19 protein-coding genes and 1 pseudogene are annotated in these 26,743 nt (G+C 68.2%); 10 read left to right on the top strand and 10 right to left on the bottom strand.

Annotated features, from left to right (window positions below):
- Window positions 1-39: 39 nt before the first annotated feature.
- Window positions 40-1,377, bottom strand: coding sequence for a DNA polymerase IV (gene dinB, locus ACYQZ5_RS07730; protein ID WP_379818248.1), 1,338 nt, complete (start codon window positions 1,375-1,377; stop codon window positions 40-42).
- 189 nt (window positions 1,378-1,566) lie between these two features.
- Between dinB and ACYQZ5_RS07735 the strand changes: the two genes are divergently transcribed.
- A complete protein-coding gene (locus ACYQZ5_RS07735; protein WP_379730804.1) occupies window positions 1,567-2,790 on the top strand; it encodes an MFS transporter in 1,224 nt (407 codons plus the stop codon).
- A gap of 61 nt (window positions 2,791-2,851) precedes the next feature.
- A complete protein-coding gene (locus ACYQZ5_RS07740) occupies window positions 2,852-3,838 on the top strand; it encodes a DUF7351 domain-containing protein (protein WP_379730803.1) in 987 nt (328 codons plus the stop codon).
- Window positions 3,839-3,858: 20 nt separating this feature from the next.
- Here ACYQZ5_RS07740 and lrpA1 read toward each other — a convergent pair whose 3' ends face one another.
- The 4 genes from lrpA1 to ACYQZ5_RS07760 all read right to left on the bottom strand — a co-directional run bounded on the left by lrpA1 (window position 3,859) and on the right by ACYQZ5_RS07760 (window position 7,581).
- A complete protein-coding gene (gene lrpA1, locus ACYQZ5_RS07745) occupies window positions 3,859-4,287 on the bottom strand; it encodes an HTH-type transcriptional regulator LrpA1 (RefSeq protein WP_379730802.1) in 429 nt (142 codons plus the stop codon).
- A 98-nt stretch (window positions 4,288-4,385) separates the two neighbouring features.
- Entirely contained in the window at window positions 4,386-5,324 is a 939-nt protein-coding gene (locus ACYQZ5_RS07750) for a thiamine pyrophosphate-dependent enzyme (RefSeq protein WP_379730800.1), read from the bottom strand.
- A gap of 3 nt (window positions 5,325-5,327) precedes the next feature.
- Entirely contained in the window at window positions 5,328-7,217 is a 1,890-nt protein-coding gene (locus tag ACYQZ5_RS07755; protein WP_379730799.1) for a 2-oxoacid:acceptor oxidoreductase subunit alpha, read from the bottom strand.
- Between the two features lie 136 nt (window positions 7,218-7,353).
- Window positions 7,354-7,581 (bottom strand): hypothetical protein, encoded by a 228-nt coding sequence (locus ACYQZ5_RS07760; RefSeq protein WP_379730798.1) that lies wholly within the window; start codon window positions 7,579-7,581, stop codon window positions 7,354-7,356.
- A gap of 156 nt (window positions 7,582-7,737) precedes the next feature.
- Here ACYQZ5_RS07760 and ACYQZ5_RS07765 point away from each other — a divergent pair.
- From ACYQZ5_RS07765 to ACYQZ5_RS07775, 3 genes and pseudogenes are all read left to right on the top strand, one after another.
- Window positions 7,738-8,010, top strand: a pseudogene (locus ACYQZ5_RS07765) (PKD domain-containing protein); the annotation flags it as partial.
- A 444-nt stretch (window positions 8,011-8,454) separates the two neighbouring features.
- A complete protein-coding gene (locus ACYQZ5_RS07770; protein WP_379730805.1) occupies window positions 8,455-10,428 on the top strand; it encodes a hypothetical protein in 1,974 nt (657 codons plus the stop codon).
- Window positions 10,429-11,025, top strand: a complete 597-nt coding sequence (locus ACYQZ5_RS07775; RefSeq protein WP_379730797.1) for a CAP domain-containing protein — start codon at window positions 10,429-10,431, stop codon at window positions 11,023-11,025.
- On the opposite strand, the gene aroC is transcribed toward ACYQZ5_RS07775, so the two are convergent.
- The 4 genes from aroC to ACYQZ5_RS07795 form a co-directional block, all read right to left on the bottom strand.
- A complete protein-coding gene (gene aroC, locus ACYQZ5_RS07780) occupies window positions 11,022-12,188 on the bottom strand; it encodes a chorismate synthase (protein WP_379730796.1) in 1,167 nt (388 codons plus the stop codon). The genes ACYQZ5_RS07775 and aroC overlap by 4 nt on opposite strands.
- Window positions 12,189-12,274: 86 nt before the next feature.
- Window positions 12,275-13,537 (bottom strand): alkaline phosphatase family protein, encoded by a 1,263-nt coding sequence (locus tag ACYQZ5_RS07785; protein ID WP_379730795.1) that lies wholly within the window; start codon window positions 13,535-13,537, stop codon window positions 12,275-12,277.
- Between the two features lie 57 nt (window positions 13,538-13,594).
- Window positions 13,595-14,896 (bottom strand): 3-phosphoshikimate 1-carboxyvinyltransferase, encoded by a 1,302-nt coding sequence (gene aroA, locus ACYQZ5_RS07790; protein WP_459845731.1) that lies wholly within the window; start codon window positions 14,894-14,896, stop codon window positions 13,595-13,597.
- A gap of 191 nt (window positions 14,897-15,087) precedes the next feature.
- The gene (locus tag ACYQZ5_RS07795; RefSeq protein ID WP_379730932.1) at window positions 15,088-16,353 is read right to left on the bottom strand and encodes a M20 family metallo-hydrolase; all 1,266 of its coding nucleotides are present in this window, start codon (window positions 16,351-16,353) and stop codon (window positions 15,088-15,090) included.
- A gap of 101 nt (window positions 16,354-16,454) precedes the next feature.
- On the opposite strand from ACYQZ5_RS07795, the gene ACYQZ5_RS07800 reads away from it, so the two are divergent.
- From ACYQZ5_RS07800 to ACYQZ5_RS07820, 5 genes are all read left to right on the top strand, one after another.
- The gene (locus tag ACYQZ5_RS07800) at window positions 16,455-19,310 is read left to right on the top strand and encodes a DEAD/DEAH box helicase (RefSeq protein WP_379730933.1); all 2,856 of its coding nucleotides are present in this window, start codon (window positions 16,455-16,457) and stop codon (window positions 19,308-19,310) included.
- Window positions 19,311-19,721: 411 nt separating this feature from the next.
- Window positions 19,722-21,515 (top strand): M28 family peptidase, encoded by a 1,794-nt coding sequence (locus ACYQZ5_RS07805; RefSeq protein ID WP_379730934.1) that lies wholly within the window; start codon window positions 19,722-19,724, stop codon window positions 21,513-21,515.
- Entirely contained in the window at window positions 21,515-22,270 is a 756-nt protein-coding gene (locus ACYQZ5_RS07810; RefSeq protein WP_379730935.1) for an aspartate/glutamate racemase family protein, read from the top strand. The genes ACYQZ5_RS07805 and ACYQZ5_RS07810 overlap by 1 nt, the downstream gene beginning before the upstream one ends.
- A gap of 174 nt (window positions 22,271-22,444) precedes the next feature.
- Complete coding sequence (locus ACYQZ5_RS07815) at window positions 22,445-23,929, top strand: amidase (protein ID WP_459845734.1); 1,485 nt, start codon at window positions 22,445-22,447, stop codon at window positions 23,927-23,929.
- A gap of 91 nt (window positions 23,930-24,020) precedes the next feature.
- On the top strand, window positions 24,021-25,760 hold the full coding sequence (locus tag ACYQZ5_RS07820) for a M28 family peptidase (protein ID WP_459845736.1): 1,740 nt from the start codon (window positions 24,021-24,023) through the stop codon (window positions 25,758-25,760).
- Here the strand turns inward: ACYQZ5_RS07820 and ACYQZ5_RS07825 are convergent, their stop codons facing one another.
- Complete coding sequence (locus tag ACYQZ5_RS07825; RefSeq protein ID WP_379730464.1) at window positions 25,761-26,720, bottom strand: LLM class flavin-dependent oxidoreductase; 960 nt, start codon at window positions 26,718-26,720, stop codon at window positions 25,761-25,763.
- Window positions 26,721-26,743 lie beyond the last annotated feature (23 nt).

Raw genomic sequence — 26,743 nt, forward strand, 5'->3', positions numbered from 1 at the left:
TAACAGACCCACTGGCCCCACATAGGGTTTCCGACGGGGCTACTCGAACTCCTCGAGCGAGAACTGTCCCGACCGGTCCTCGTCGGCGGAACCGCCACCGGCGCCGCCGTCCTCGCCGCTACCGTCCGTGACGGCGTCGCCGGACTCTGTCGAACCGGCGGCCGAACCGTCGCGGGGCTGGCCGTCGAATCCGTCGAGGCTGGCCTGCTCGCCGGCGGTGAAGCTCAGCTTCGACACCCGCACCCCGAGCTTGCGGACCGGCTCGTCCTCGAACTCCGCCAGCAACGAGAGCGCGGTCTCCTCGACCAGATCGGGGTCGTCGACCGGGCCGGAGAGCGACTCGGCGCGGGTGTTCACGTCGTACGGCGTCGTGACGGCCTTGATCCCGATCGTCCGGTAGAGCGCGTCCTTCGACCGCGCGCGCTCCGCGACGGCGGCCGCGAGCGCGCGGACCTTCTCGCGCATCGCCGCGGCGTCGCTCGTCGCCTCGCTGAACGACGACTCCCGGGAGAGGCTCTTTGGCAGCCCCGTCGGCGTGACCTCGCGATCGTCGTTCCCCCGAGCGCGCTCGTGGAGTTCGACCCCGCGGTCGCCGAAGCGGTCCTGTAGCCGGCCGGGATCCGCGGATGCGAGGTCGCCGGCGGTCTCGATGCCCATATCGCGGAGTTCGCCCGCCCGCACGGGGCCGACGCCGTGGATCTCCTCGACGGGCAGCGGCGCGAGAAAGTCGGCGACCGTCCCCGGCGGCACGACCGTCAGCCCGTCGGGCTTGTCGTGGTCGCTGGCGATCTTCGCAGTCGCCATGTTCGGTGCGACGCCGACGCTGGCGGGCACGCCCACCTCGCGGGCGATGCGCTCGCGGACGTGGCGCGCGAACCCCTCCGCGAGCGTGCGCTGCTCGGCGGCGCCCGACGCTCGCGCGGGCGCGTCGACACGCTCCCACGACGTGCGGTCGGTCACGTCGAGGTACGCCTCGTCGATGCTCACCTCCCGCACCGTCTCGGCGCAGTCGTGCAGGATCGCCTTCACCTCGCTCGCGACCGACTGGTAGAACTCCATGTCCACCGGGCGGTAGTGGCCGCGGTCGTCGCCCTCGTCGCCCAGATCCGGGCGCTCGACCGGCGGCAGCCGCTCGACAGCCTGCGAGATGGGCTGGGCGGAGTCGACGCCGTACTCCCGGGCCTCGTAGGAGGCGGTCGCGACGGCGCCGATCGTCTGGCCTTCCTCGTAGCCCATCCCGACGACGACGGGCTGGCCGCGGAGCTCCGGCTCCCGCAGGCGCTCACAGGAGGCGTAGAAGCAGTCCATGTCGACGTGGAGCACCACCCTGTCGGGCGACTCGTCGTCGCCGGTCCCGGGGAGGGTGCTCCCGCTCATAGGTGGCGTTCGGGCCGGGACGGAGAAGAGGGTTGCCCAGCCACGGTGAAAGTGGAGCGGCGGGCGCGTGCTCAGCGTGGCCCACTCGACCGCGCCGGCAGCCGTCGGTGTCGACCAGAATAGAGTCATCTACGTTACAAAAAATGATTGCCGGGAATACACTTGATCCCGGCGACGCCACAGTCGAGTATGGTCTCTGTGGTCAGGCGGTACTACGCGTACCGCGCGACGCTCACGAACGGGTTCTACCTCCCCGTCTCGGTGATCTACATGGAGGCACAGGGGCTGGGGCTGGCGGAGATCGGCTTCGTGCAGGGCGTGTTCCTGTTCGGGATGGTGGCCGGCGAACTCCCGACCGGCTATCTGGCGGACTACCTAGGTCGGCGGCGGACGCTCGCGCTGGGCAACGCCGTCACGGCGACGGTGATGGCGGGGTTCGTGTTCGCGTCGTCGACGGAGGCGTTCACCGGGCTGTTCCTGCTGTGGGCGGTGGCGTGGACGCTCCGGAGCGGCACCAGCGACGCGTGGCTGTACGAACTGCTGGCGGAGAACGATCTCGACGACGAGTTCGCGCGGCTCAGCGGGCGAGCGGAGTCAGTGCTGCTAGTGATCTCCGCGGGCGCGGCGCTCGCTGCTGGCTTCCTGTACACCGCCGATCCGGCGCTACCGTTCGTGGCGAACGCCGTCACCGCCGGGCTGGGACTCCCGATCCTGTTCACGCTGCCCCCTACTGGGGGTACGACCGACGACGAGCCGACGATGACGGTCCTCCGGGCGGTCTCGCTGCTCCGCGAGCAGTTCACCCGCCCCTCGATCGGCTGGCTGATCGTCTACGCCGCCCTGTTCAACGTCGTCTTCTCGGTGACGCGGGTGTTCGAACAGCCGGCGCTACGGGAGGTGGGCGTGCCGGTCGCGGGGCTCGGCGTCGTGTACGCAGGGTTCAAGCTCGTCTCGGCGGCCGCGACCGGAGCCGCGGGGGCCGTACAGGATCGCCTCGGAACGCGCGGCGTCATGCTGTCGCTTATTCCGATCTTCGGCGTGCTCTACGCGAGTTTCGCAGTCGTCCCCCTCCTGCTCGTGCCGGCGGTGTTCGCCCGGCGGGCCGTCTCGCAGTTAGTTCGTCCCGTCCGGAACGAGTACTTCAACGACCGGCTCGAGAACGTCGGCCGTGCGACGGTGCTCTCCGGCGTCTCGATGGCGCTCTCGTTGGCCTCCGGGACCGCGAACGTGCTCGGCGGCCGCGTCGCGGAAGGAATCGGCCCCGTGACGTTCCTCGCGGTGACTGGCGTCGCCGTCTCCGCCGTCGCGGGGGTGCTCTGGCTGCTCACGTCGCCGGTGCGGGACGACCCCGCCACCGCGACCCCGGCCTCGGTCGGGAGGACCGAGGGGTCCTCGGGCGCTACCGACCCGTAGCGAAGCCGCTCGTCGCCGGATCTACCGAAAACGCTTCCTCGCGGCTCCCCAAGCGACAGCCATGCGGGACCGCGACGAGCCGCGGACGCACGGCCGTCTCCCCCCGGAGACGACGCTGTCGCTGCTGTCGAACGAGGTGCGGGCAAGCATACTCTGGCAGCTCAGCGAGGCCCGGGGCGGCGACGGGCCGCCGCCGACGCTGTCGTTCTCCGAACTCAAGGCGCTGGCCGCGCCCGAGGCCGACAGCAGTCGGTTCAACTACCACCTCCAGGAGCTCGTCGGCCCCTACGTCGAGCGCGTCGAGACCGAGGAGCAGTGGGGGAACGCCAGCCGGCCGATCCCCCGGATGGCGGGCGATCCGGAAGTGGGCTACCAGCTCACTCCCGAGGGGACGACCCTGATCCGGACGATCCGCGCGTGGTCCGCGGAGGCAGCGACCGACCGGGAACTGGCGATCGACCACGACTGCGACTACTGCGGAACGACGCTGACGGCGCGCTACGAGAACGCGATCCTGGCCATCGAGTGCCCGGGCTGTGAGTACCTCTACGACTACAACCTCACGCCGCCGGGCGTGCTCACCGGCGTCGACGACGAGTTCGGCGACGTGGACGACGCCGACGTGCTCGATCGGGCGGCCGAGTACAACCGTACCGTCCGCCTCGCGTTCGCCCGGGGCGTCTGCCCGTACTGCGGCAACGGCGTCGACGCGGAGTTCCAGGACCCCGAAGACACTGGCTACCCCCGCGGGGACCGCCGCGCGGCGCTGATACGTCGGGGCTGTTCACACTGCGGGAACAAGGACAACCTCACCGTCGGCGAACTGCTGCTCCGGGAGCCCCGGGTGATCTCGTTCTGCCTCGACAACGGGATGGACGTGACACGGACGCCGATCTGGGAGATCGAGTTCGCGGCCACCGATCGGCACACGACCGTCCGTTCGACCGATCCGTGGGCGGTCGCTGTCGACGTGACGTTCGGCGACGACCGGCTGACGCTGGTCGTCGACGAGTCCGTGACCGTCGTCGAGGAAGAGGGCGGTGCGTGAGGCCGGATCGCCGCGAGAAACTACTTCAGGCGTTCCTGCAGGAAACAGGGGTGAGCCGCAGTCACGCCGTCGATTTCGAGGATCCGGTCGTTGATCACGTCGCCGAGCGCGTCGCCGTCGGCGGCGCGGACCTCCGCGAGCAGCATGTGGTCGCCCGACGAGCTGTACAGCGACTCGATGGCGTCGAGATCCTTGAGCGCGTTCGTGGCGTCGACGTACTGCTCGCTGTCGACGTCCATCCCCACCAGCGCGATCGACTGGCCCGTCAGCTTCTTGGGGTCGACCTCGGCGGAGTAGCCGACGATCACGCCCTCCTCCTCGAGCTGGCGGACGTACTTCCGAACCGTCGGCTTGGAGACGTCGGCGCGCTCGGCGATCTCGGAGACCGACGCCTGCGCGTCCTCCTCCAGGATCTGCAGGATCCGGTCCTCGGTGGCCGACGTAGTCATGGAACTCGCTTCGCGGTCCGGGGAAAAATGCCTTGCGAAGCGGAAAGCGAGTCTCCGTGGACCCAAACGGGGCGGGGGCCGCTACCGGCCGCCGACGTTCACTTGTGGTCGTCGAGGAACATGTCCGCGGAGCGCTCCCACTCGTAGTCGTCGTCGAAGTAGCGCTCGGCCAGCGGCTCCTCGGGGATCTCGCCGATCTGTCGTTTCTCCTCTTGGTAGGACGGGCGGCTCTCGTCGACGTAGAACTTCCCGGTGAGCACCTCGCCGTCGTTGAGGGCACCCTCGGCCTCACGCATCATCTCCGCGGCTTCGTCCCGGTCGGTCGGGTCGAACTCGTAGTCGTCGTTCTCGTTCACGTCGATGTAGGGGACGTACTGCTTCGCGTCCTTGTTCCAGGTCGGACACTGGGTCAGGAAGTCGATGTGGGCGAACCCGTCGTGTTCGATGGCCTCCTTGATCAGTTCCTTGGCCTGGTTGGGGTTGACCGCCGCGGTCCGGGCCACGAACGACGCTCCCGACGTGAGCGAGAGCGAGAGCGGCCGGACCGGCTCCTTCGCCGAGCCGTGGGGCTGGGTCTTGGACTTGTGGCCCTTCGGGGAGGTGGGCGAGGTCTGGCCCTTGGTGAGGCCGAAGATCTCGTTGTTGAACACGATGTAGGTGAAGTCGTGGTTCTCCCGGGCGGTGTGCATGAAGTGGTTCCCGCCGATCCCGTAGCCGTCGCCGTCGCCGCCGGCGGCGATCACTTCCAGTCCGGGGTTCGCGAGCTTCGCGGCTCGCGCGACGGGCAGCGCGCGCCCGTGGATCGTGTGGAACCCGTAGCTGTTGAAGTAGGAGTTCAGCTTGCCCGAGCAGCCGATCCCCGTCACCGTCAGGGTCTCGTCGGGCGTGCGTCCGGCCTCGGGCAGGGCGCCCTTCAGGGCCTTCAGGACGCCGAAGTCGCCACAGCCCGGACACCACGTCGGCTGAGGCTCGATCCCCGGCGTGTACTCCTCCTGTTCGATCTCGCGTTCGTCGCCGATTGCGCTGAATGCACTCATTGGTCAGTCACCTGCCGCGGGTACGAACGTCGTCTGGTGGTCGGTCGCTTCCTCGCCGCCGACGGTGTTGTGGAACCCTTCGACGACCTCCGCGGGCTCGAATGGGTTGCCGTTGTACTTCAGGAGGCTCGACAGCTTCGGCCCGTACTCGCCCAGGTGTTTCTGGGTCAGGCCGCGGAACTGCGCCGAGGAGTTCATCTCGACGACCATCGCCCGGTCGACGCTCTCGATGAACTCCCGGACCTCGGTCTCCGGGAACGGTGCGAGTTCGCCGACCGCCAGCGCCTTCACGGACTCGCCGTCAGCGTTGAGTCGGTCGACCGCCTCCTCGACGGTGCCGACCATGCTGCCGAACGCGAGGATGCCGTAGTCGGCGTCCTCGGGACCGTACGTCTCGTTCAGGCCGTCCTCGTTCAGCTCTGCGCGGATCGACTCGAGCTTGCGGTTCCGCCGGTCGACCTGCGCGACGCGGTTGTCGGGGTCCTCGCTGATGTGGCCGGCCTCGTTGTGCTCGTTACCGGACGCGAGGAAGCGCCCGCCCTTCTGTCCCGGCACCGAGCGCGGCGAGACGCCGTCCTCGGGGTCGTGACGGAAGCGGTGGAGCTTCCCGCCGGGCTCGTGGGGTGCCTCCGTGATCTCGTCCTCGGTGAGCGTCTTGCCGATGTCCGGGTTGGGGTCCCGGTCGAAGTGGCTCGCGGGGACGTTGCGGTACTCCCCGGAGAGCTTCTGGTCGTAGAGGATGATCGTCGGGATCTGGTACTGGTAGGCGATCTGGAACGCTTTCCGCGCGTGGTCGTACGCCTCCGCGGGGTCCGCGGGCGCGAACACGACGCGGTTGGAGTCGCCCTGTGAAGTGTACAGGACGTGCTCCAGGTCGGCCTGCTCGGGCTTGGTCGGCATCCCCGTCGAGGGGCCCGCGCGGGCGGCCTCGAGCAGCACGATCGGCGTCTCGGAGATCTCGGCCAGTCCGAGCGGCTCGGACATCAGCGCGAAGCCGCCGCCGGAGGAGCCGGACATCGCCTTCACGCCGGTGTGGGCGGCGCCGATCGCCAGCGACGCCGCGGCGATCTCGTCCTCCACCTGCTCGGCGATCCCCCCGACCTCGGGGAGGTTCTTCGAGAGGATGGTGAACACCTCCGTCCACGGCGTCATCGGGTAGCCGGAGATGAACCGGCAGCCCTCGTCGAACGCGCCGTAGGCGATCCCGTCGGAGCCGTTGACGAGCACCTGCTCCTCCTCGTGCTCGCCCTCGGGACAGGAGACCTCGATCCCGGAGAGGTCGTAGTCCTCCAGCACTGCCTCGTACGCCTCGTTGAGGATCTCGAGGTTCGGTTCGAGGATCTTCTCGGGCATCGCGTCCCGCATCAGGTCTTCGATGGCCTCGACGGGGATGTCGGCGATGGCGCAGGTCGCGCCGACGCCGGCGGTGTTGCGCATCACCTCGCGGCCCTTCTCGCGGGCCAGCCCGCGGAGGTCCAGCGGGAACACGTGCCAGTCGTTCTCCTCGACGCGCTGGTCGAAGTTCGGTACCTCGTCGGCGTCGATGAGGCCGGAGTCGTAGACGATCACGCCGCCCTCCCGGAGGTCGTCTAAGTTCTCCGAGAGCGGCTTGATCTCCTCTTTCCCGTAGTACGCCTCCTCCTGTGGGTTGCGCGCGAAGGAGTCCCCGAGCGCCAGGAGGAAGTCGTACCCGTCACCCCGCGAGGTCACGTCCTCGGGGGCGGCCCGGACTTCCGTGTACGTGTGACCGCCACGGATCCGGGACGGGTAGTGTCGGTGGGTGAATACGTCCAGCCCCGACCGCATCAACGCTTTCGCGAAGTTCTGGCTGGTCGAAGCGATCCCGTCGCCGGAACCGCCTGCGATCCGCCAGATGAGTTCGTCGTCAGTCATGAGTGGTACGGCGACCGACGGCCGGTCGCGTCTTCGTGGGCATTCCATCGCCGAGCCCAAAGCACTTGCTATCAGTTGTCAAGAAAAGACCGTGACAGACCGGGCGGCGTCGCCGCGTCCGACCGCGACCGACGGCTCAGTGACCGGCTTCCTGATCGGGGAGCGCGTCGAGGTAGCGCGCGAACAGGAGGACGGCGAACACGAGCACGGCGCCGCCGGCCAGCTGGAGCGGCTGACCGAGCTGCGTGAGCTGTTCGCTGTGGACCAGTTCGGAGCCCAGCGTGACCCCGACCAGCAGGACGGCCGTCCCGATCGTCATCGTGCCCGCGAGCAGGTAGGGCATCGAGGACTCGTTCTCGAGCATACCCCTATTCCGGGTGTCGAGTGATAAATAACGCACGGACGCGCCTCCAGAAGATTCTCCGACCGATCCACCTATCAAATAGGAAAGTCTGCACATGAAATTTAAGTACTATTGAGAGATGAAGGAACCCACTGTCAGATGAAACGAGTCTCTCTCATGCTCGTAGTGCTGCTCGTGGTAGCGGGCCTGCCGACGCCCGCAGTGGCGGCGACCGACGACGGACGCCCGCTCGCGGACGCGGGACTCGACCAGTCGACGACGGTCGGGAGTACGGTCTACCTCGACGGCGGCGGAAGCGTCGATCCCGACGGCGAGATCGTCGGCTACGACTGGTCGATCCGGACGCCCGGCGGCGAGACGGTGACGCCCGCAGATCCGGACGCGGTGACCACGCGGTTCGTCCCCGACGAAACCGGCCGGTACGAAGTTCGGCTGACGGTCACCGGCGACGATGGGCAGACGCATACGGACATGCTGTACGTCGACGTGGAGGAGGCGTCGACGCAGCCGCCGGCGGGGACCCCGACCGAAACGTCCACACCGACACCGGAGTCGACGGACACCTCGCCACCCTCCGAGCCGGCGAATCCTACAGAGCCGACACCGACCGAAACCGTCGCATCGACGCCGACCTCACCTGATGGCCCGACTGCGGATACGAACCGGCCGCCGTCGGGGGAGATCGACGGACCGTCACACGTGACTTCGGGATCGACGGTCGGCTACAGTATCCACGCGAGCGATCCGGACGGCGAGATCGTGGACCGATGGTGGCTCCCCACCTCGATCGCCGCGTCGGCCCCGAATCAGGCTGCTCTCCGGAGCGGTACACGAACGCTGACCGTCGGGGGGACGCCGGGAACGACCGCGACGGTGACCGCGATCGTCGTCGACGACGACGGGGCGACGTCGACGCTGGAGAAGACCGTCGAGATCCGGAACACGCCGCCGACCGCTCGGATCGAAGGCGACAACATCGCAGTCGTCAACGCGACCAAGGAGTATCGAGTCGTCGCGAGCGACCCCGGCGGCCGGATCATCTCGGTGAGTCTGGCCGACGACGCCGGGAGCGTCGTACCAGTCGGAACGGTCTCGTCGGGCAGCGGCGAGTGGGCACGGTCGTTCCGTTTCGACGGGATTCCGGAACGTGACGGGACGGTGACGATCGAAGCGACGGTTCGCGACGAACATGGCGGGGTGACGAAAGTGGAGAAGGAGGTGACGGTGGTTGGAGAAACTACGAAGTCGGAGATGGCCAATCCAGTCTCTCAACAGGCACCTGAAATCCTCGATTTAAATATCTCGTTGAGAGAAGCACCTGATGGAATCAGCGGGAGACAGGTCATATTGACTGGGATCGCGAACGACAACGACTCAGATCGGTTACACTTCCAGTGGAAAGTCGACGACAGACTCCTGTTTAGTACTCGTGAGGAGGGGAGTCCCGCACGGGCGAGTGTCTCTCACGGCCTCGAAAACATGGAGTTCGACGACGGGACGGTCGGGGTACAACTCACCGTCACCGATCAAAACGGACACCAACAGTCGGTCAAAGAGAGTTTCGACGTGCATCGGGGGACCCCAACGGAAAGTAGCAAGGGGCTGACTATCCCGATCGAACTCACAGAGGTAGACGGAACAACCGTCCAAGGGCGGTACCGGATAGACCCCATGCACGCGGGAAAGCAGGTGGTGATCGGTTTCGGCGACAAGAACGTCACAACCCATACGATCAAGGAAACGAACTATCACTACTTCCGACATCGATACGCCTCCGGTGGAAATTACCACATTTCAGTGCATCCTGCGTGGTCACCAGACAAGGCGTCGATCCCCGTGAGGCTATCCGAGGCGGAGTACAATGTCTGGGTGTACGAGCGGAACACGACCGAAGTGCACAGAACCAAGGCTTTCGAGAGTCCCGGGGAAAATTGGACGCGAGAGGGGATCGCGCGGATCGACCGTGAGCAGATCGATACCAAGACGATGCGGACCCCAGCCGACAGCGGGCGCGGAACTCTCAGTCCCGGTCAGGAGTGGTACCGCGTCGGAACGACGACCGAGTACGACACCGAACGGCGAACGACGAGGAGCACGGATCATCCCGGCGGTGAATGGGAGATCGCGGAGCAGAATGTCGACCAACGGCGGGTGTTCGACGGGTGGGAGTACACCACAATGCCACAGCGTGACGCTTTCGGTGACGACTGGGAGTACGTCGAAGCCGTCCCCCGAACCGTCGAGCGGGGCGAAACAAAGCGGTCAGCGGACCGGCCCGCCGGGAGTGGTTGGGAGCGAGGGGACCGAGTCGGTCGAACACTAGCTGGCTACCACACGCAGTGGGTCTACTCCCACTACCGTGCACCAGAGCACTGGGAGTACCGCCGGTCCGATAGATACGTCAGTGGATATGATGAGACGGAGTACTGTGTCGAGCGCTCGTATCGGTTCGATCCGCCAGTCTGCATCAAGTCGGAAACCGAGCGTGATCCGCAGTACGACTATCGGTACGAGTACCGCGTTCCCGAGTACGACGCAGTTTACGAGTGGGAACGAACCGTCGAAGAAACGGAGTACTCTCATCGGTACCGCCGCGCGACGTACGAGCAGGAGGCAGTCCACGAGTACGAGAAGCAGGTGCGGGTCGGCACCGAGTACGTGCAGTGGAAACGCCCAGTGTTCGAGACGACAGAGGTCTACCGATGGCAAAAAATTACGTACACCTGGGAGCAAGTCCGTGCATTCAGCGAACCGACGGGAGACGTTCGAAACGTGACCAAGATCGTGAAGGAGTGTGGCGCAGATCCGAACGCGGACGAACCGACAGCCTGTAACGGTGAGACCTGAATGAGGGTTCTGGTCGTCGCCGTTTGTGTGGTGGTACTCCTCGCCGGTTGCGGAGGGGCTGGGACTGTCCCTGACGCCATCGACGGGACCGAGCATACGACAGCCGATACGGAGTCGACACCCCGACAGCCGACGACACCGTCATCGGAGCGGTACGATGTCGATGTGGAACAGATCGAGGAACTCATCCACAAGAAGATGAACGAGCGTCGGGTCCAGAACGGTGTAGAGCCGCTTGAGCGGAACGAAACGCTGGACGCCGTCGCTCGGTATAAGTCGTGGGACATGGCACAGCAGGATTACTTCGCGCACACTGGACCAAACGGGACGACCCATGCGGAGGTTCGATCACAGTATAAGTTGAAGTGCAATCATTCAGGACAGAATATCTACAAGCATACGACTCGACAGATAGTCGACGATACCTATGATTTTCTTAATAATGAGAGAAAGGTATCTACCGGAGCTGTCGATTTTCTACTTGACTCACCCTCTCACCGCCAAAACGCCCTCTCTTCGAACTACGACACCCAAGGAATCGGCGTCTTCGTCGACGAGAACGGAACCGTGTTCGTGACGCAGGAACTCTGCGGTTAGTCGTTCCGTGGACTGCTCGGGTGGTACGGCGTGTCGTACTCGCCCGGGTTGTCGTCCAGTCGATCCGGGTTGATCCGGCCGCCGAGCAGCATGAAGTCGAGCACCGTCAGGTAGAGCATCGACTCGACGACGGGGACCGCCCGCGGCGGGAGCACCGGGTCGTGCCGGCCGACGACCTGAATGTCCTTCTCCTCGCCGGTTTCCCAGTCCGCAGTTCGCTGGGTCTTCGGAATCGACGTCGGCGCGTGGAGCGTGAGTTCGCCGTAAATCGGCTGCCCGGTCGTGATCCCGCCTTGAAGCCCGCCGTGGTCGTTGCCGACCGGCGTCGGGTCCGGATCCGCCTCGTCGTCGGGGAACTCCCAGTCCTCATTTCGCTCCTTCCCGGTGACCTCACGCGCGTCGCGGCCGAGTCCGTACTCGAAGCCCGTCGACGCCGGGACGGCGAGCAGCGCCTGCCCGAGCCGGGCCGGAAAACTGTCGAACCGCGGCGCGCCGAGGCCTCGCGGGACGCCGCGAGCCTCGAACGCGACGCTGCCGCCGATGGAGTCGCCGGCCTCCTGGTACTCGTCGATCAGCGCCCGCATCTCCTCGGCGGTCTCCGGGTCCGCACAACGGACCTCGTTCTCCTCGCTATGTTCGAGCATCTGCTCGAAGCTCACTTCGGGCGCCTCGATGTCGCCGATCTGGTTGACGTGTGCCTTGATCCGCACGTCGTGCTCGCTCTGTTCGAGCACCTGCTTGGCGATCGCGCCCGCGGCGACCCAGTTCACCGTCTCGCGGGCGCTGGATCGGCCGCCGCCGCCCCAGTTCCGCGTGCCGAACTTCGCGGAGTAGGTGAAGTCGCCGTGACTCGGTCGGGGCGCGGTGACGAACGGCTCGTACTTGCCCGACCGGGCGTCCTTGTTCTGGATCGTCATCCCGATCGGGGTGCCGGTCGTATAGCCGTCCTGCAGTCCCGACTGGATCGACACCTCGTCCGGTTCGCCGCGGCTTGTCGTGATCATCGACTGGCCGGGCTTGCGCCGGTCGAGGTCGCGCTGGATGTCCTCCTCGTCGAGTTCGACGCCGGCGGGGACGCCGCTGACGGTGCAGCCCATCCCCGGACCGTGGCTCTCACCGTAGGTGGTCACCTGAAACAGGCGACCGAAGCGATTGCCGTTCATGGGTGGTGGTAGTGAGCCGTGCATTTAGTCGTTGCAGAAGCGGCCGCCCGAGCGCCGACGCTGTCGAAGTCAGCCGAGCGGTGAGGTCAGTCCCGCAGGTCGCTCCCTCGCGCCGCGGCGAAGGGGACCAGCATCTCCTCGGGAGTCATTCCGCCGTGGACGCCGATCTTGTCGTCCGGTTCGTACCACATCACGTGATCGCGGTGGACCGCCAGCAGGTCCGGGGCGCGGCGGTCGAAGGTCGCGCTGGTCGCGGCGTGGTTGCTGCCGAACAGCCCGCGATTGCGGTACTCGGCTTCCGTGAACGTCAGCACGTCCCCGCCGGCTTCGGTTTCGACGTGTTCTCGAAGCTCCTCGACCCGCCCGTCGCGGACGTGGAACTGGACGTTCCGCGGGCCGCCCATCGGTGGAATCGGCTGGCCGTCGTTGTTTCGGGCGAGGTAGTCCTGCACCTCGGGGACGGAAAGATCGACCGCGACACCTTCGTCGACGTTGGTGTGGCCGTGGTCGGCAGTGAGTAGGACGGCCGTCTCCTCGGCGGTTTCGGGGTCGAGGTTGTCGAGGAATCCCGTACGGAACGCCTCGGTCACCATCCGCACTTGGGCGTCGTACCGATCGGCCTCGGTCCCAGTCACGTGGGAGATGCTGTCGACGTTCGGAACGTACGCCGTGACGTGGGTCGGGCCGCCCTCGGCGACGGCGTCGCGCACCGTGACGGCCATGTCGGCGACGTTCCAGTAGCCGTGTGTCTCCGCGCCGGCGGTCGTGAGTTCGGAGGAGACGGAGCCGGCGATGTGCTCGGGCTGAGTGACGTGGGTGTCGATGCCCGCCGCCTCGGCGTCGCCGTAGATGGCCTCCCCCTCGAACAGTTCACGCGGGTCCGCGAGCGGGTACTCGTCCCGAACCGGGGTGCCGTCCTCTAGCAGGAACGGGAGTGTCTGGACCGACTCGCCGACGGAGTCGAGGTACTGGTGCCAGCCGAGCAGTCCGTGTTCGGCCGGGAGCAGTCCCGTGTGGAGCGTCGTGATCGCCGCGGCGGTCTCGGAGGGGTAGGTGGAGGTCAGCGGCGTGACGGTCCCGGCTGCCTCGAAGGCGTCGAGCAGCGGGAGGTCGTCGCGGAGCCGCGTCCACTGGTCCAGCCCGAAGCCGTCGACGACGAGTAGGACGACGTTCTCGACGCCCGCCGGGAGGTCGCCGAACGCCTCCTCGGGGAGGTTCCGCTCGAAATCCGACGACAGCAACGAGAGGGCGCTCTCGGTCGCGTCGGCGAAACAGCGGTCGCGGTACGCCGGGAACACGTAGCCGTCCTCCTCGTACTCCTCGCGGAGGTCGGGTGCGAACTCGGTCACAGAGGCAGTCCCGCAGGGACCGACAAAGCGGTACCGACACCGACCGAGCGCGGGTTCTCAGGCGTCGGTAACGTTCGCGCCGAGGCCGTCGAGAACCGTCCAGAAGTCGGGGAACGACACGTCGACGTGCTCGGCGCCCGCGATCGTGGTCGTCCCCTCGGCGACGAGGCCGGCGACCGCCAGCGCCATCGCGATCCGGTGGTCGCCGCGGCCGTCGACTGCCGCGCCGACGAGCTCCGACTCGCCGCCGTGGACCGTGAGCGTGTCCCGCTCTTCGGTCACCTCGGCCCCGAGCTTGCCCAGCTCTTCGGCCATCGCGCTCACGCGGTCAGTCTCCTTCAGCCGGACGTGCTCGCAGTTCACGATCCGCGTGTCGCCGTCGGCGACGGCGCCGACCGCGGCGATCGTGGGGAGCAGATCCGGCGTGTCGCCCACGTCGACCTCGACCCCGGAGAGGTCGCCGCCCGCGGCGTGGATTTCGCCGGCCTCGCGATCCCAGTCGATCTCGGCACCCATCCGGTCGAGGACCTCGACGATCGCGGTGTCACCCTGCGCGCTCGGCTGGGCACCTTCGACGACGACGCCCTCGCCCCCGTTTGCGGCGACTGCCCCCGCGGCGGCGAGGTAGGAGATCGAGGAGAAGTCGCCCGGCACCGCGTAGCTTCCCCCCGAGGGGGCGTACTGCTGGCCGCCGGGGACGCGGAACCCCGAGTCGGTGTGTTCGGCGTCGACGCCGAACGCGTCGAGCACCTCGAGCGTAATTTCGACGTACGGCGCCGACTTGAGTTCGGTTTCGAGGTCGATCTCGATTCCCTCGTCGGTGACCGCGCCGGCCATCAGCAGCGCGGTGATGAACTGCGAGGACACGTCGCCGGGCATCGAGACCGTCCCGCCCGAGAGGGAGTCACCGACGACCAGCGGCGCCTGCCCGTTCCGGCGGGTGCTCTCTGCGCGTGCGCCGAGGTCCTCGATCGCGTCGAGCAGCGGTCCGTGGGGGCGGGAGCGAAGCGAGTCGTCGCCCGTGAGGACTGTCAGTCCGTCGGCGAGCGCCCCCGCAGCCGTCACCAGTCGGGTCGTCGTCCCGGAGTTCTCGCAGTCGATCACGTCGTCGGGCACCGCGGGGCGCCCGTCGAACCCCTCGATCGTGAGCGTTCCCGCCTCGAGTCGCGAGCGGTCGACCGTGCCGCCGAATGCCGAGACGGCGCGCATCGTCGCCCGGGTGTCGGCGCTGACGAGCGGACTCTCGACGGTCGCCTTGTCGGCGTAGCCCGCGGCGAGGATCGCCCGGTGCGTGTAACTCTTCGACGGCGGTGCGCGACAGCGGCCGGCGACCCGAGATTGGGAGACGTGTTGCTTCATGCTCCCCCCTGTGACTGCCGGGGGGATGAGTCCACCGGAGCCGGTTTTTGAAGTACGATGTCGGGACCACCCCCTGTGTGATCTGAGAACCGCCGCGAGATGGTTCGCGGTTGTGCGGCCAGCCGTCTCGCGTCGATCCGGGCCGCCTGTTCGCTAAGGCCGCCAGCGACTGCGCTGGGCGTCGACAGTGCCTACTCCCCAGCGACGTCGGCGCCTGCCGACTCCGCCATCGCCCCGGCCAGCACCCGCGCCGCGCTCGCGCAGTCGTCCCAGTCAGTCCACTCCCGCGGGTTGTGGCTGATTCCGTCCGCCGACGGCGCGAACAGCAGCGCCGCTTCGGTCACGTCGGCGACGTGCATCGTGTCGTGTGCGGCGCCGGAGTGGAGGTCCATCGTCCGGATTCCGGCCTCCTCGCCCGCGCGGTGAGCGGCCGCGCGGAGCGACTCGCTCATCGGCGTCGGTTCGAGGTCGAACGGTCGCGAGAACGATGTCTCGACGCCGCGGTCGGCTTCGACGATCGCGAGGCTGGATCGCGTTGCCTCGACGATCGTCTGCATCGACTGGTACTCCACGTCCCGGATGTCGACGCCCATCTCCACCTTCCCGGGCACGACGTTGGTCGCGTTCGGCGATACGGAGAGCGAACCGACGGTTCCGACCGCGGTCTCGCTCTCGGACTCGACCACGTCGTTGGCGGCGGCCTCAACGTCCAGCACCACCTCCGACGCGGCGGCGAGCGCGTCGGTCCGCTCGTCCATGGCCGTCGCGCCGGCGTGGTTCGCTTCCCCGACGATCTCGGCCTCGCAGTGAGTGATCCCGGTTATCGTGGTCACCACGCCGACCGGGACGCTCTCGCGCTCCAGTTGGGTGTCCTGTTCGACGTGGAGCTCGTACCACGCCTCCCAGTCGCCGGCGTCGAGTCGCCCCTCGCCGCGGAAGCCGATCCGTTCGAGAGACTCCTCGAGGCTGATCCCCTCCTCGTCCTTGATCGCGAGCGCTTCTTCCACCGACCGCTCGCCGACCGCGACCGACGAACCCAGTAAGCCGTCGGCGAAGCGCTGTCCCTCCTCCTCGGTGAAGGAGACCACGACCAGCGGCCGCGACGGCTCGACGCCGGCGTCCTGCATCGCCCGCACCGCCTCCAGCGCCGCGTACACTCCCAGCGGGCCGTCGAAGATGCCGCCCTCCGGAACGGAGTCGACGTGGCTCCCTGCCGCGACGGGGGCGGCGTCGGGGTCGGCAGATTCGGGTACCCACGTCCCCGCGACGTTCCCGACGGCGTCGACGGTCACGTCCAGTCCGACATCCTCCATCCGTTCGACCAGCATCTCGCGAGCGGCGCGGTTGGCGTCGGTCCCGGTGAGGACGGTCCGCCCGCGCCCCTCGTCGACCTCGATCTCCCCGTGCTCCGCGTTGCGTTCGATATCCCTCCGCAGGCGGTCGGCGTCGATCTCCATGCCCGACTGTGACGGGGCGGGCGCCTTACCAGTACCTCTCGCGGCGGACGGCCCACCGGAGGCGTGGTGCTTAACCCCGGCGACCGCCTCCTTCGGAACGAATGGAGAACGCCGGCGTCGACGCGTTCACCCACCTCGGCCCGGCGGTTCGGGAAGCCCTCTCCGAACAGGGGTTCTCGACGCCGACGGAGCCACAGCGGCGGGCGATCCCGCCGCTGGCGGCGGGGGAAAACGCGCTCGTGATCGCGCCCACCGGGACTGGCAAGACCGAGACCGCGATGCTCCCGGTGCTCGATCAGATCGCCGCGAGCGAGGAGCGACACGGCATCTCGGCGCTGTACATCACCCCGCTCCGTGCGCTGAACCGCGACATGCTCGAACGGCTGGAGTGGTGGGGCGAGACGCTCGATCTCGAGGTCGACGTGCGCCACGGCGACACCACCGACTACCAGCGGAGCAAGCAGGCCGACGACCCGCCGGACGTGCTGATCACCACCCCCGAGACGGTGCAGGCGATGCTGACCGGGGAGAAGCTCCGGCGGGCGCTCTCGGACGTGGAGCACCTGATCGTCGACGAGGTCCACGAGCTCGCCGCCTCCAAGCGCGGGGCACAGTTGACGATCGCGATGGAGCGGATTCGGGAACTCTCCGGGCCGTTCCAGCGGATCGGCCTCTCGGCGACCGTCGGCGACCCCGACGAGGTGGCGAAGTTCCTCACCGGCGCCGTACAGGGCGAGCGGCGCACGCAGCGGGACTACCGAATTGTCGAGGTCGACGCCGGCTCGAAGATCGACATCGACGTGGTCCGCCCGGAGATCACCGAGTCCGACCGGAAGCTGGCGGGCGAACTCGCGACCGAGCCCGAGATCGCCAGCCACGTCCGGTTCGTCCGGGACGTGGTCGCCGAAAACGAGTCGACGCTCGTGTTCGTCAACACGCGACAGACCGCCGAGGCGCTCGGCTCGCGGTTCAAGAGCCTCGACGCGCCGATCGGGATCCACCACGGCTCGCTCTCGAAGGACGCCCGGATCGAGGTCGAGGAGGCGTTCAAGGCCGGCGAGATCGACGGGCTCGTCTGCACGTCGTCGATGGAACTGGGGATCGACGTGGGACGGGTCGATCACGTCGTGCAGTACGGCTCCCCGCGCGAGGTCGCACGCCTACTCCAGCGCGTTGGGCGAGCGGGACACCGCCGGGATCAGGTCTCGAACGGGACCGTCGTCGTCTCCGACCCCGACGACGCCAGCGAGGCGATGGCGATCGCCCGCCGCGCCGTCGCCGGCGAGGTCGAACCCGCGGGTATCCACGAGGGGAGCCTCGACGTGCTCGCGAACCAGATCGTCGGCCTGCTGATGGACGAGGGGGAGATCGACGCCCGCGAGGCGTACGAGCGGATCACCCGAGCGTACCCGTTCCGCGACCTCCCCGAGGAGACGTTCCGCGAGGTCGTCCGCGAACTCTCCTCGAACCGGCTGCTCTGGCTGGAGGAGGACCACGACCGCATCGAGAGCTCCGGCGGGACGTGGCAGTACTACTACGCGAACCTCTCGATGATTCCCGACGAGGAGAAGTACGAAGTGTACGACGTCTCCTCCCGCCGCGGGATCGGATCGTTGGACGAGCGGTTCGTGGTCAACTTCGCCGAGCCGGGGTCGGTGTTCGTCCAGCGCGGCGAGATGTGGCGCGTCGACCGCGTCGACGACGAGGAGGAGCGCGTCGAAGTCTCGCCCGTGCAGGACCCGGGCGGCGAAGTGCCGACGTGGGTCGGGTCGGAGATCCCCGTTCCCGCGGCAGTCGCGAACGAGGTGGGCGACCACCGCGAGGTGGCGGCTCAGCAGTTCGAGAACGGAGCGAGGCTCTCCGCGGTGGCGTCGGAGTTTACGACCCGCTACCCGGTCGACGTCGGGACCGCCGAGACTGCACTGGAGCCGGTCGAACGGCAGGTCGAAGCCGGTGCGCCGGTGCCCACCGCGGAGCGACTGGTGCTCGAGTCCCAAGGCCGGACAGTCGTGCTCAACAGCCCGTACGGCCACCAGGTGAACGAGACGCTCGGGAAGCTCTGTTCGGCGCTGGTCGGCCAGCGGACGGGCTCCTCGGTCGGAATGGAGGTCGACCCGTACCGCGTCGAGTTCGAGGTCCCCAGCGGCGTCGGCATCGCGGCGTTCGACGAGGTGTTACGCGAGACGGACCCGAGCCACGTCGAGGCGATCATCGAACTCGCGCTCAAGAACTCCGACGCGCTGAAGTTCACGCTCAGCCACGTCGCCGCCAAGTTCGGCGCGCTCAAGCGCTATCAGGGACAGGGGCGCTTCGGCGCGGATCGGCTGCTCGCCGCGCTGGAGGACACGCCCGTCTACGAGGAGGCGCTCCGACAGGTGTTCCACGAGGATCTGGCGCTCGAAGAGACGAAAGACCTGCTCGAGGCGATCCAGTCCGAGGACGGCAGCGTCGAACTGACGACCGCCCGCGAGCGCACGCCCATCGGCGCGGGCGGGCGCTCGACCGGCGGGGAGTTCCTCGTCCCGGACGACGCCGACGCGAGCGTGATCCAGACGGTCCGTGACCGACTGGAGGGCGACCGCGTGCTGCTGTTCTGTGTCCACTGTAAGGACTGGAACCGCCGGCAGGAGGTGGGGAAGATCCGCGAGCCGATCGAGTGCCCGAACTGTGGCTCGACCCGGATCGCGGCGCTCAACCCCTGGGCCGACGAGGTCGTCAAAGCGACCCGGGCCGAGCAGAAGGACGAAGAGCAGGACCGTATGACGCGGAAGGCGTTCAAGTCCGCCAATCTGGTGCAGGAGCACGGGATGAAGGCGGTCCGGGCACTGGCGGCCCGCGGGGTCGGCCCGCAGACGGCGGCGCGGATCATCGCGAAGTTCCGGGAGGACGAAGCCGACTTCTACCGGGACATTCTGGAGCAGGAGCGGCAGTACGCACGGACCAAGAGCTTCTGGTGACTCGGCTCTCGGTCAGATCTGGACCGCTCCCCTGCTGATCTGTACGCTCTCCGCTCGAACTGTCTGTATCCACTCTTCTGCATCATCCCGTCTCGGACCTCGGCGCGGTAGAAATTGCTATCGCGATATGTGATTTATCACTGGGTCTCGAACGAGAAACTGCTCGAACTGGCCCCTCAAGGGCAGTCTGTGCCCCGCAGTAACGGGAACCTCGATCGACAGTATCTCGATCGGCCGCCGAGCCCACTGACTGCCACAGACTTCCTTCGCGATCTGCCTCGGCACAGTTTCTGTCCCGCGAGCGACTTCCCTCGGGCGTTTTCGGGATACCGGCGCCGATGTCGGATCCCGTGTTGACGTTTACCAATGTTTATGCCGAGCCCTCCCCTACCGCGCGAACGCGAGCCACGCATGAGCCAGCCGACCACCGATAGGGGCGTCCTCGACCAGTTCGAGCAGCGCCTGTACGACGAAGTATCGATCGACGAGCCGTGGGACCTCCTCGAGGAGTTCGCCACGCTGAACCGAGTGTCGGGCAGCGACGACGAGGTCGCGGCCGCGGACTACGTCTGTGACCGACTCGACGCGAACGGCGTCACGTACCGGCGCCACGAGCCTGAACTCTACATCAGCCAGCCCCACGGCGCGACCATCGAGACGATCGGGAAGGAGTTCGAGCCCGGACCGATCAAGACCGTCTCGTTCTCGGCGTCGACGACCGTCTCCGGTCCCGTCGAGTACGTCGGGAGCGCCGGCGGCGATCTGCTCGAGGAGGAGGACGACCCCCGGGAGCCGTACCACGACGTCGGCGACCTCTCGGGCCGGATCGCCCTCACGAAGGCGGGCAGCCTCTCGATCCGCGCGGTCAGGAAGCTCTCGGAGAAGGGCGCGATCGGCGTGATCGCGATCCACAAGCACGACCGCGAGCCTCACAACGGGATCGCGACGCCGATCTGGGGCGGTGCCCCCCGGTACGACGAGCGCGAGAAGATTCCGGACGTGCCGATCGCCAACGTCAACAGCCCCGACGGCGAGACGCTGCGGGAGTGGGCCGAGAGCGACGAGGGACTCGAGATCGAACTTTCGACGGACCTCACGACCGACTGGATGGAGTGTCCGGTCGTCGTCGCCGAGATCGAAGGGGAGGCCGACCCCGAGAACGACGACTTCGTGCTGCTGCACGGCCACTACGACTCGTGGTACGTCGGGGTGACGGACAACGCGACCGGCGACGCCGGGCTGCTGGAGGCCGCCCGAGTGTTCGAGCAGCACAGTGACGAACTCGACCGGAACCTCCGGATCGCGTGGTGGCCCGGACACTCCACCGGGAGATACGCCGGCTCCACGTGGTACGCCGATCAGTTCGCCCAGGAGCTGGCCGAGCGCTGCGTCGCGCAGGTCAACATGGACAGCCCCGGCGCGAAAGACGCCACCGAGTACACCGACATGTCCTGCTGGACGCCCGAGGCCCACGATCTCGTGGGCGACGCGATCGACGACGTGACGGGCGCGCCGTACGAAGAGCACTTCCCGTACCGTGCGGGCGACTACTCCTTCGACAACCTCGGCATCACCGGCTTCTTCATGCTCTCCTCGAACATCCCGGCCGAGATCAGGGAGGAACGCGGGTACCACCCGGTCGGCGGCTGCGGCGGCAACTCCGACGCCTGGCACGTCTCCACCGACACCCTCGAGAAGGCCGGCGAGGACGAGCTTCTGCGGGACATCCGGCTGTACGTGATCTCGGTCGCCCGCGTGCTGAACGCGGACGTGCTGCCGTTCGATCACGCCCGGACCGCCGCGAAGCTCCGCGAGGCCGTCCAGCGTTACGACGAGGCGGCGGGCGACCGGTTCGACTTCTCGCCGACGCTCAACCGGCTGGACGCGCTGAAAGCCGAGATCGAGGCGTTCCAGGACGCCGCGGAGGCGGGCGAGATCGACGCGACGACGGCCAACGACACGATCACGTCGCTCTCCAGAGTGCTGACTCGGCTCTACCTCGTCGAGCGCGGACAGTTCGAGCAGGACCCGGCGACGGGGCGCGAGCCGTTCCCGCGCTTCTCGGTCGCCCGGAAGTTCGAGGTCGTCGAGGGCGACGAGGTCGGCTTCGTCGAGACACAGCTCACCCGTGAGCAGAACACGGTCGTCGGCGAACTGGAACGGGCGCGTTCTATCGTCGCGGACGCGATGGGGGGTGGTGCCTGATGGTCGACGTCTGCTACCTCGTCCCCGGCGTCGGCCTGCCGAACGACGAGCAGGCGCGCCGCGAGCGCGTCGCGAACGAACTCACGCCGGACCACGTCGACGTGACGGTGGTCGAGGCCGACGGTCCCGGCCCGACCAGCATCGAGAGCGCCGTCGAGGAGTACTGGTGTGTCGTCGGGTCGATGAAGACCGCCCACCGCATCCAGTCGGAGTTCGACGCGCTGGTGATCGGCTGCTTCGGCGATCCGGGCATCCGCGCGCTGCGCGAACTGCTCTCGATCCCGGTAGTCGGGCCGGCGGAAGCGACCATCCACACCGCCGCGATGATCGCCGACCGCTTCACCTGGCTCACCATCCTCGAAGCGACGGCGCCGATGAGCTACGAGCAGGCCCACGAGCACCACCTCTCGGACCGCTGTGTGAGCGTCCGCTCCGTCGACGCCCCCGTCGAGTCGATCGATCACGGCGACGACGACCTCGTCGAGCGCATGGTACGCGAGGGAAAGGCCGCCGTCGAGGAGGACGGCGCCGAGGCGCTGTTCCCCGGCTGCATGAGCCTCTCGTTCGCCCAGCGGCACGACGAGATCGAGGAGCGCGTCGGCGTGCCGTTCCTCGACCCCGCGAGCATCGCGCTCGAACAGGCGGCCGCGTGGGCACGCCACGGCGTCGCCCAGAGCTCGAAAACCTACCCTGAGCCGAAGTTCGAGAAGCTCGGCGACCTGTTGGGTGGGTCCGCCGCCGCGGCCGACGACTGAGGCGCGGCGACGGCCAGCCGCGCCTCTGTGACGACTGAAACGCGGCGGCAGACAGCCGCGTTTCGGTGATGACTAATCGCTGCGACGGGCAGCCGCGTTTCGGAGAGAGCGCCGAGACACCCGGCCGCTTGGCCCCCGCGAAGCTATTTGGTGGATCCGTCGTGAGGAACCCGTATGGACGACGACCAGTCCGTGACGGCCGACAATATCGGAGCGTATGCCCGGCGGGCACGGTTCGACCCGGACCGGTTCGACCCGGCGGAGCAGGCAGCCGCGATGGCGGCACAGGACGACCTCGTCGCCCGGCTCGACGAACTCGAAGCGCCGAGTCCGCCCGATCGGGAGTTCTGGGACCCGACCGACGACGACCCGAACGCGGCGTTTCTCACCCGGTGTGACCTGCAGCGAACCGACGAAGGGGTGCTGTCGGGGCTGACGGTCGCCGTCAAGGACAACGTCGCGGTCGCGGGCCTCCCGATGACCGCCGGGTCACCGCTGTTCGCCGATCACGTCCCGGCCGAGGACGCGACCGTCGTGGACCGAATACTCGACGCCGGCGGGCGCATCGTCGGGAAGGCCAACATGGACGAGTTCGCGCTCGGCGGCGACGCCGCGACGATGCGGTTCCGGCTGGCGCGGAACCCAAACGACACCGACCACCAGCCCGGCGGCTCCTCGGCCGGTAGCGGGGTGGCCGTCGCGGACGGGCTCGCGGACGTGGCGCTTGGGAGCGACACCGGCGGTTCCGTCCGCTTCCCCGCCTCGTTCTGTGGCGTCGTCGGGCTGAAACCCAGTCGGGGGCTCGTCCCGACGACGGGGTTCGTCCAGTTCTCCAAGCTCAACGACGAGATCGGCGTGCTCGCGGGCGGCGTCGAGGATGCCGCCCGGACGCTCGACGCGATCGCAGGGCCGGACCCGCGGGACGCCGCCACGGACGGGGCGACCCCCGAGGCGTACGTCGACGCGGTCGCCAGCGTCGACGCTGCCGCGGTCGAGTCGCTCACCGTGGGCGTCCCCGAGGAACTGTTCGGGGGCGATCCGGCGGTCGACCGGGCGGTTCGGGACGCGATCGACGACCTCGCGTCTGCCGGCGCGACCGTGCGGGAGGTGTCGATACCCCACTTCGAGTACGCCATCCCGGCCTGGTGGGCCATCGCGATGATCGAGATCGCCGCCTACGTCGAGCGAAACGGGGTCAACTTCTGGCAGCGATCGGTCGGCGACCCGGGGTTCGCGGCAGCCGTCGACGAGGCGCTCGCCGCGCGCTCCGACGAGCTCGGCGACTACCCCGCGGAGGTGCTCCTCTACGGGCAGCACCTCCTCGCGACGGACGGCCCGGAGTACTACGCCCGAGCCCAGCGCGCCCGGGAGTTGGTGACCGCCGGCGTCGACGAGGCGCTCGCGGCGGTGGACGTGCTCGCGGGGCCGACGACGCCGATGGTCGCGCCGGCGTGGGACGGCGACAGCTACCTCGAAGACAGCACGCTCGACGAGGCAGTCCGGACGACGGGACCGTTCAACCTCACCGGCCACCCCGCCGTCTCGGTGCCCTGCGGGACGATCGACGGCCTCCCGGTCGGACTGCAGTTCGTCGGGCCGCGGGGTGGCGACGCGACCGCCCTCCGCGCGGCGGCGATTTGGGAGCTGATCGACGGGTAGGCGGCGCCTTCCGTGTCAGCGAGCCCGATTCGCGGCTCCGGACTGTCGGCACTCCCGCCACGCTTATTGCACTACTTCCCTCCCTTTGCCTGTGATTGACACAGTCGACCGAACGACGGAGGAGAGACTCGTCGACGAGATCGATCGGGACGCGCTGGCGGCACACATCGACGCGTTGGCCGACCTCCGACGGTATCCGGGGACGGACGACCAGTGGGAGGCGGCCGAGTACATCGTCGACGAACTGGGCGCCGACGGCGTCGACGCCGAACTGCGGACGGTACAGGCGTACACGAGCGTGCCGGTGTCCGCGACGGTGACCGTCACCAGCCCGGTGCAGGCGGAGTTCGACGACGCGATCACCACCGCGTTCAGCGCGAGTACGCCCCCGGGCGGCGTCAGCGGCGAACTCGTGCTGGTGGATTCAGTCGGGCACGGGACGAGCGACCTGCCCGACGTGTCCGGGAAGGTCGTGTTCACGCGGGGACTGCCCACCCCGGGAGCCGTGCGGGCCATCGACGAGGCCGGCGCGCGGGCGGCGGTGTTCCAGTCGCCGACCGAGGGCGAACTCCACGAGATGATCGTCTCCCCCGTCTGGGGCTCACCGTCGGTGGACGACGTGGACGAGCTTCCGGACCTCCCGGTGGCGGAGATCCACCACGCCGACGGCGAGTGGCTGGCGGAGCGACTGGCCGGCGACGACGTGTCGGTCGCCGTCGAGACCCAGGCCCGGACCGAGCAGCGCGAACTCCCCTGTCCGGTCGCGCGCATCGAGGGGACCGAGAGCGACCGCTACACCGTCGTCGGCAACCACATCGACTCCTGGCACGAGGGCGTCACCGACAACGCTTCGGCCGTCGCGACCTCGATGGAGCTGGCCCGCGTGTTCGCGGAGAACCCGCCGAAACGGGGCGTCGTCGTCGGGTTCTGGCCCGGCCACTCGATGGGCCGGTACGCCGGCAGTGCCCGGTACGCCGACCGGAACTGGCTCGACCTCCGCGAGAACGGGGTGGCCTACATCCACATCGACCTGAACGGCCTCGACGGCGCTGACCACCTCTGGGCCCAGCACATGGCCGAGGTCGGCGACGAGCACCTCGACGTGCTCGAAGGCGGTCCCCTCCCGCTGGACGCGGCGAGGGACGACGACGGGCTGATCGGCGGCGGGCGTCGGCCGGGGCGCAACTCCGACCAGTCGTTCTGGGGCGCCGGACTCTCCTCGCTGCTCTCCGGCGCGCGGTTCAGCGCGGACCACGAGGACGCCGGCCCCGTCGGCGGCGGCTGGTGGTGGCACACCCCGGAAGACGGCCGCGACAAGATCGACGTGGACCTGATGGTCGAGGAGGCTCGGCTGTACACCGCCATCGTCTCCCGGCTCTCGAACTCCCCCGTGCTCCCGCACGACCACCGGGAGACGGCCGCAGAGATTCGCGCGCTCACCGAGCAGATCGACGCCGACGCCGAGGGGGAGATCGACTTCTCGCCGGTGTACGATCGCCTCGACCGTCTCGACGCCGCGCTCGACGCGTTCGTCGAAGTTGTCAACGCCGTCGACGACGACGGCGTCGCGGCCGACGTGGAGGACGTACAGGTCCGGCTCGGGAACTGCCTCATCCCGGCGCTGTACATGGAGTCGCCGGCGCACGAACACGACCCGGCGCTGCCACACGAACCGCTCCCGTACCTCCGGGTCGCCGAGTCGCTCCCCGATCGGACCGGGGCGCGGGCCGGGTTCGCCCGGACGAAAGCCGTCCGCGGCGTCTCGAAGCTCGCCCACGGCGTCGAGGAGGCGGCCGACGCCGTGGAGGCGTTCCTCGACGACCGGGCGTAGCTAGCTGAACGCCGGAACGACCTCGTCGGCGAACAGCTCCACCCCGGTCGCGTCGGGGAAGTCGACGAACTCCAGTACGGCCTCGTCGACGCCGAGTTCGGCGTAGGGTTCCAGCTCCTCGATCAGCTGTTCCGGCGTGCCGATGAGGTTGTTGTACGACGCCATCGGGTCGTCCGGGTCCGGATCACGGAACCGCGGCACCTCGTCGAGGATCGCCTCGACCTCGGCCTCGGTCTCCCGGACGATACACCGGGCGAACCAGGAGACGTCGATCTCGTCGTACTCGGTGTCGTACGTCTCGCAGTGGGAGCGCAGCACGTCGAGTTTGTGGGACATGACCTCGGTCGGTCCCCAGTAGTTCCACTCGTCGGCGTGTTTGGCGGCGATGCGGAGGGTGAACTCCTCGCCGCCGCCGCCGACCATGATCGGCGGCCGAGGCTCCTGACGCGGCCCCGGGCGACAGCTGGCGCCGTCGAGTTGGTAGTAGTCGCCGTCGTAGTCGACGTCGTCCTCGGTCCAGAGGCGCTTGGTGAGCTCGATCGTCTCCTCCATCGCGCGCAGTCGCTCGGGCGCGTCCGGCCAGTCGTAGCCGTAGGCCACCGCCTCGTCCGCCTTCCACCCGGCGCCCATCCCGAGCTTGAGGCGGCCGTCGCTGACGTTGTCGACCTCGGCGGCCATCTTCGCCAGCAGGGGACCGTGGCGGAGCTCGTTGTTCACCGTCTTGGGGAACAGGGTCACCTCCTCGGTCGCGCCGGCGAGGGCCGTCAGGGTCGTGAAACACTCGGTGGTCGCGCCGTCACCCGCGAGCAGGTGGTCGGGAACGCCGAGGCCGTCGAACCCCGCGGCCTCGGTCGCGCGGGCGAACGACCGCTGTTTCTCCCACGAGATCGAGTCACAGAACGCCAGCGTCGAGTACTCCGAGGCGCCGGCGGCAGTCGGAATGTTTGCTGCGAACCGCATCACCTCCACTATCCCCCACCACG

This window comes from Halolamina salina, from assembly GCF_054653455.1.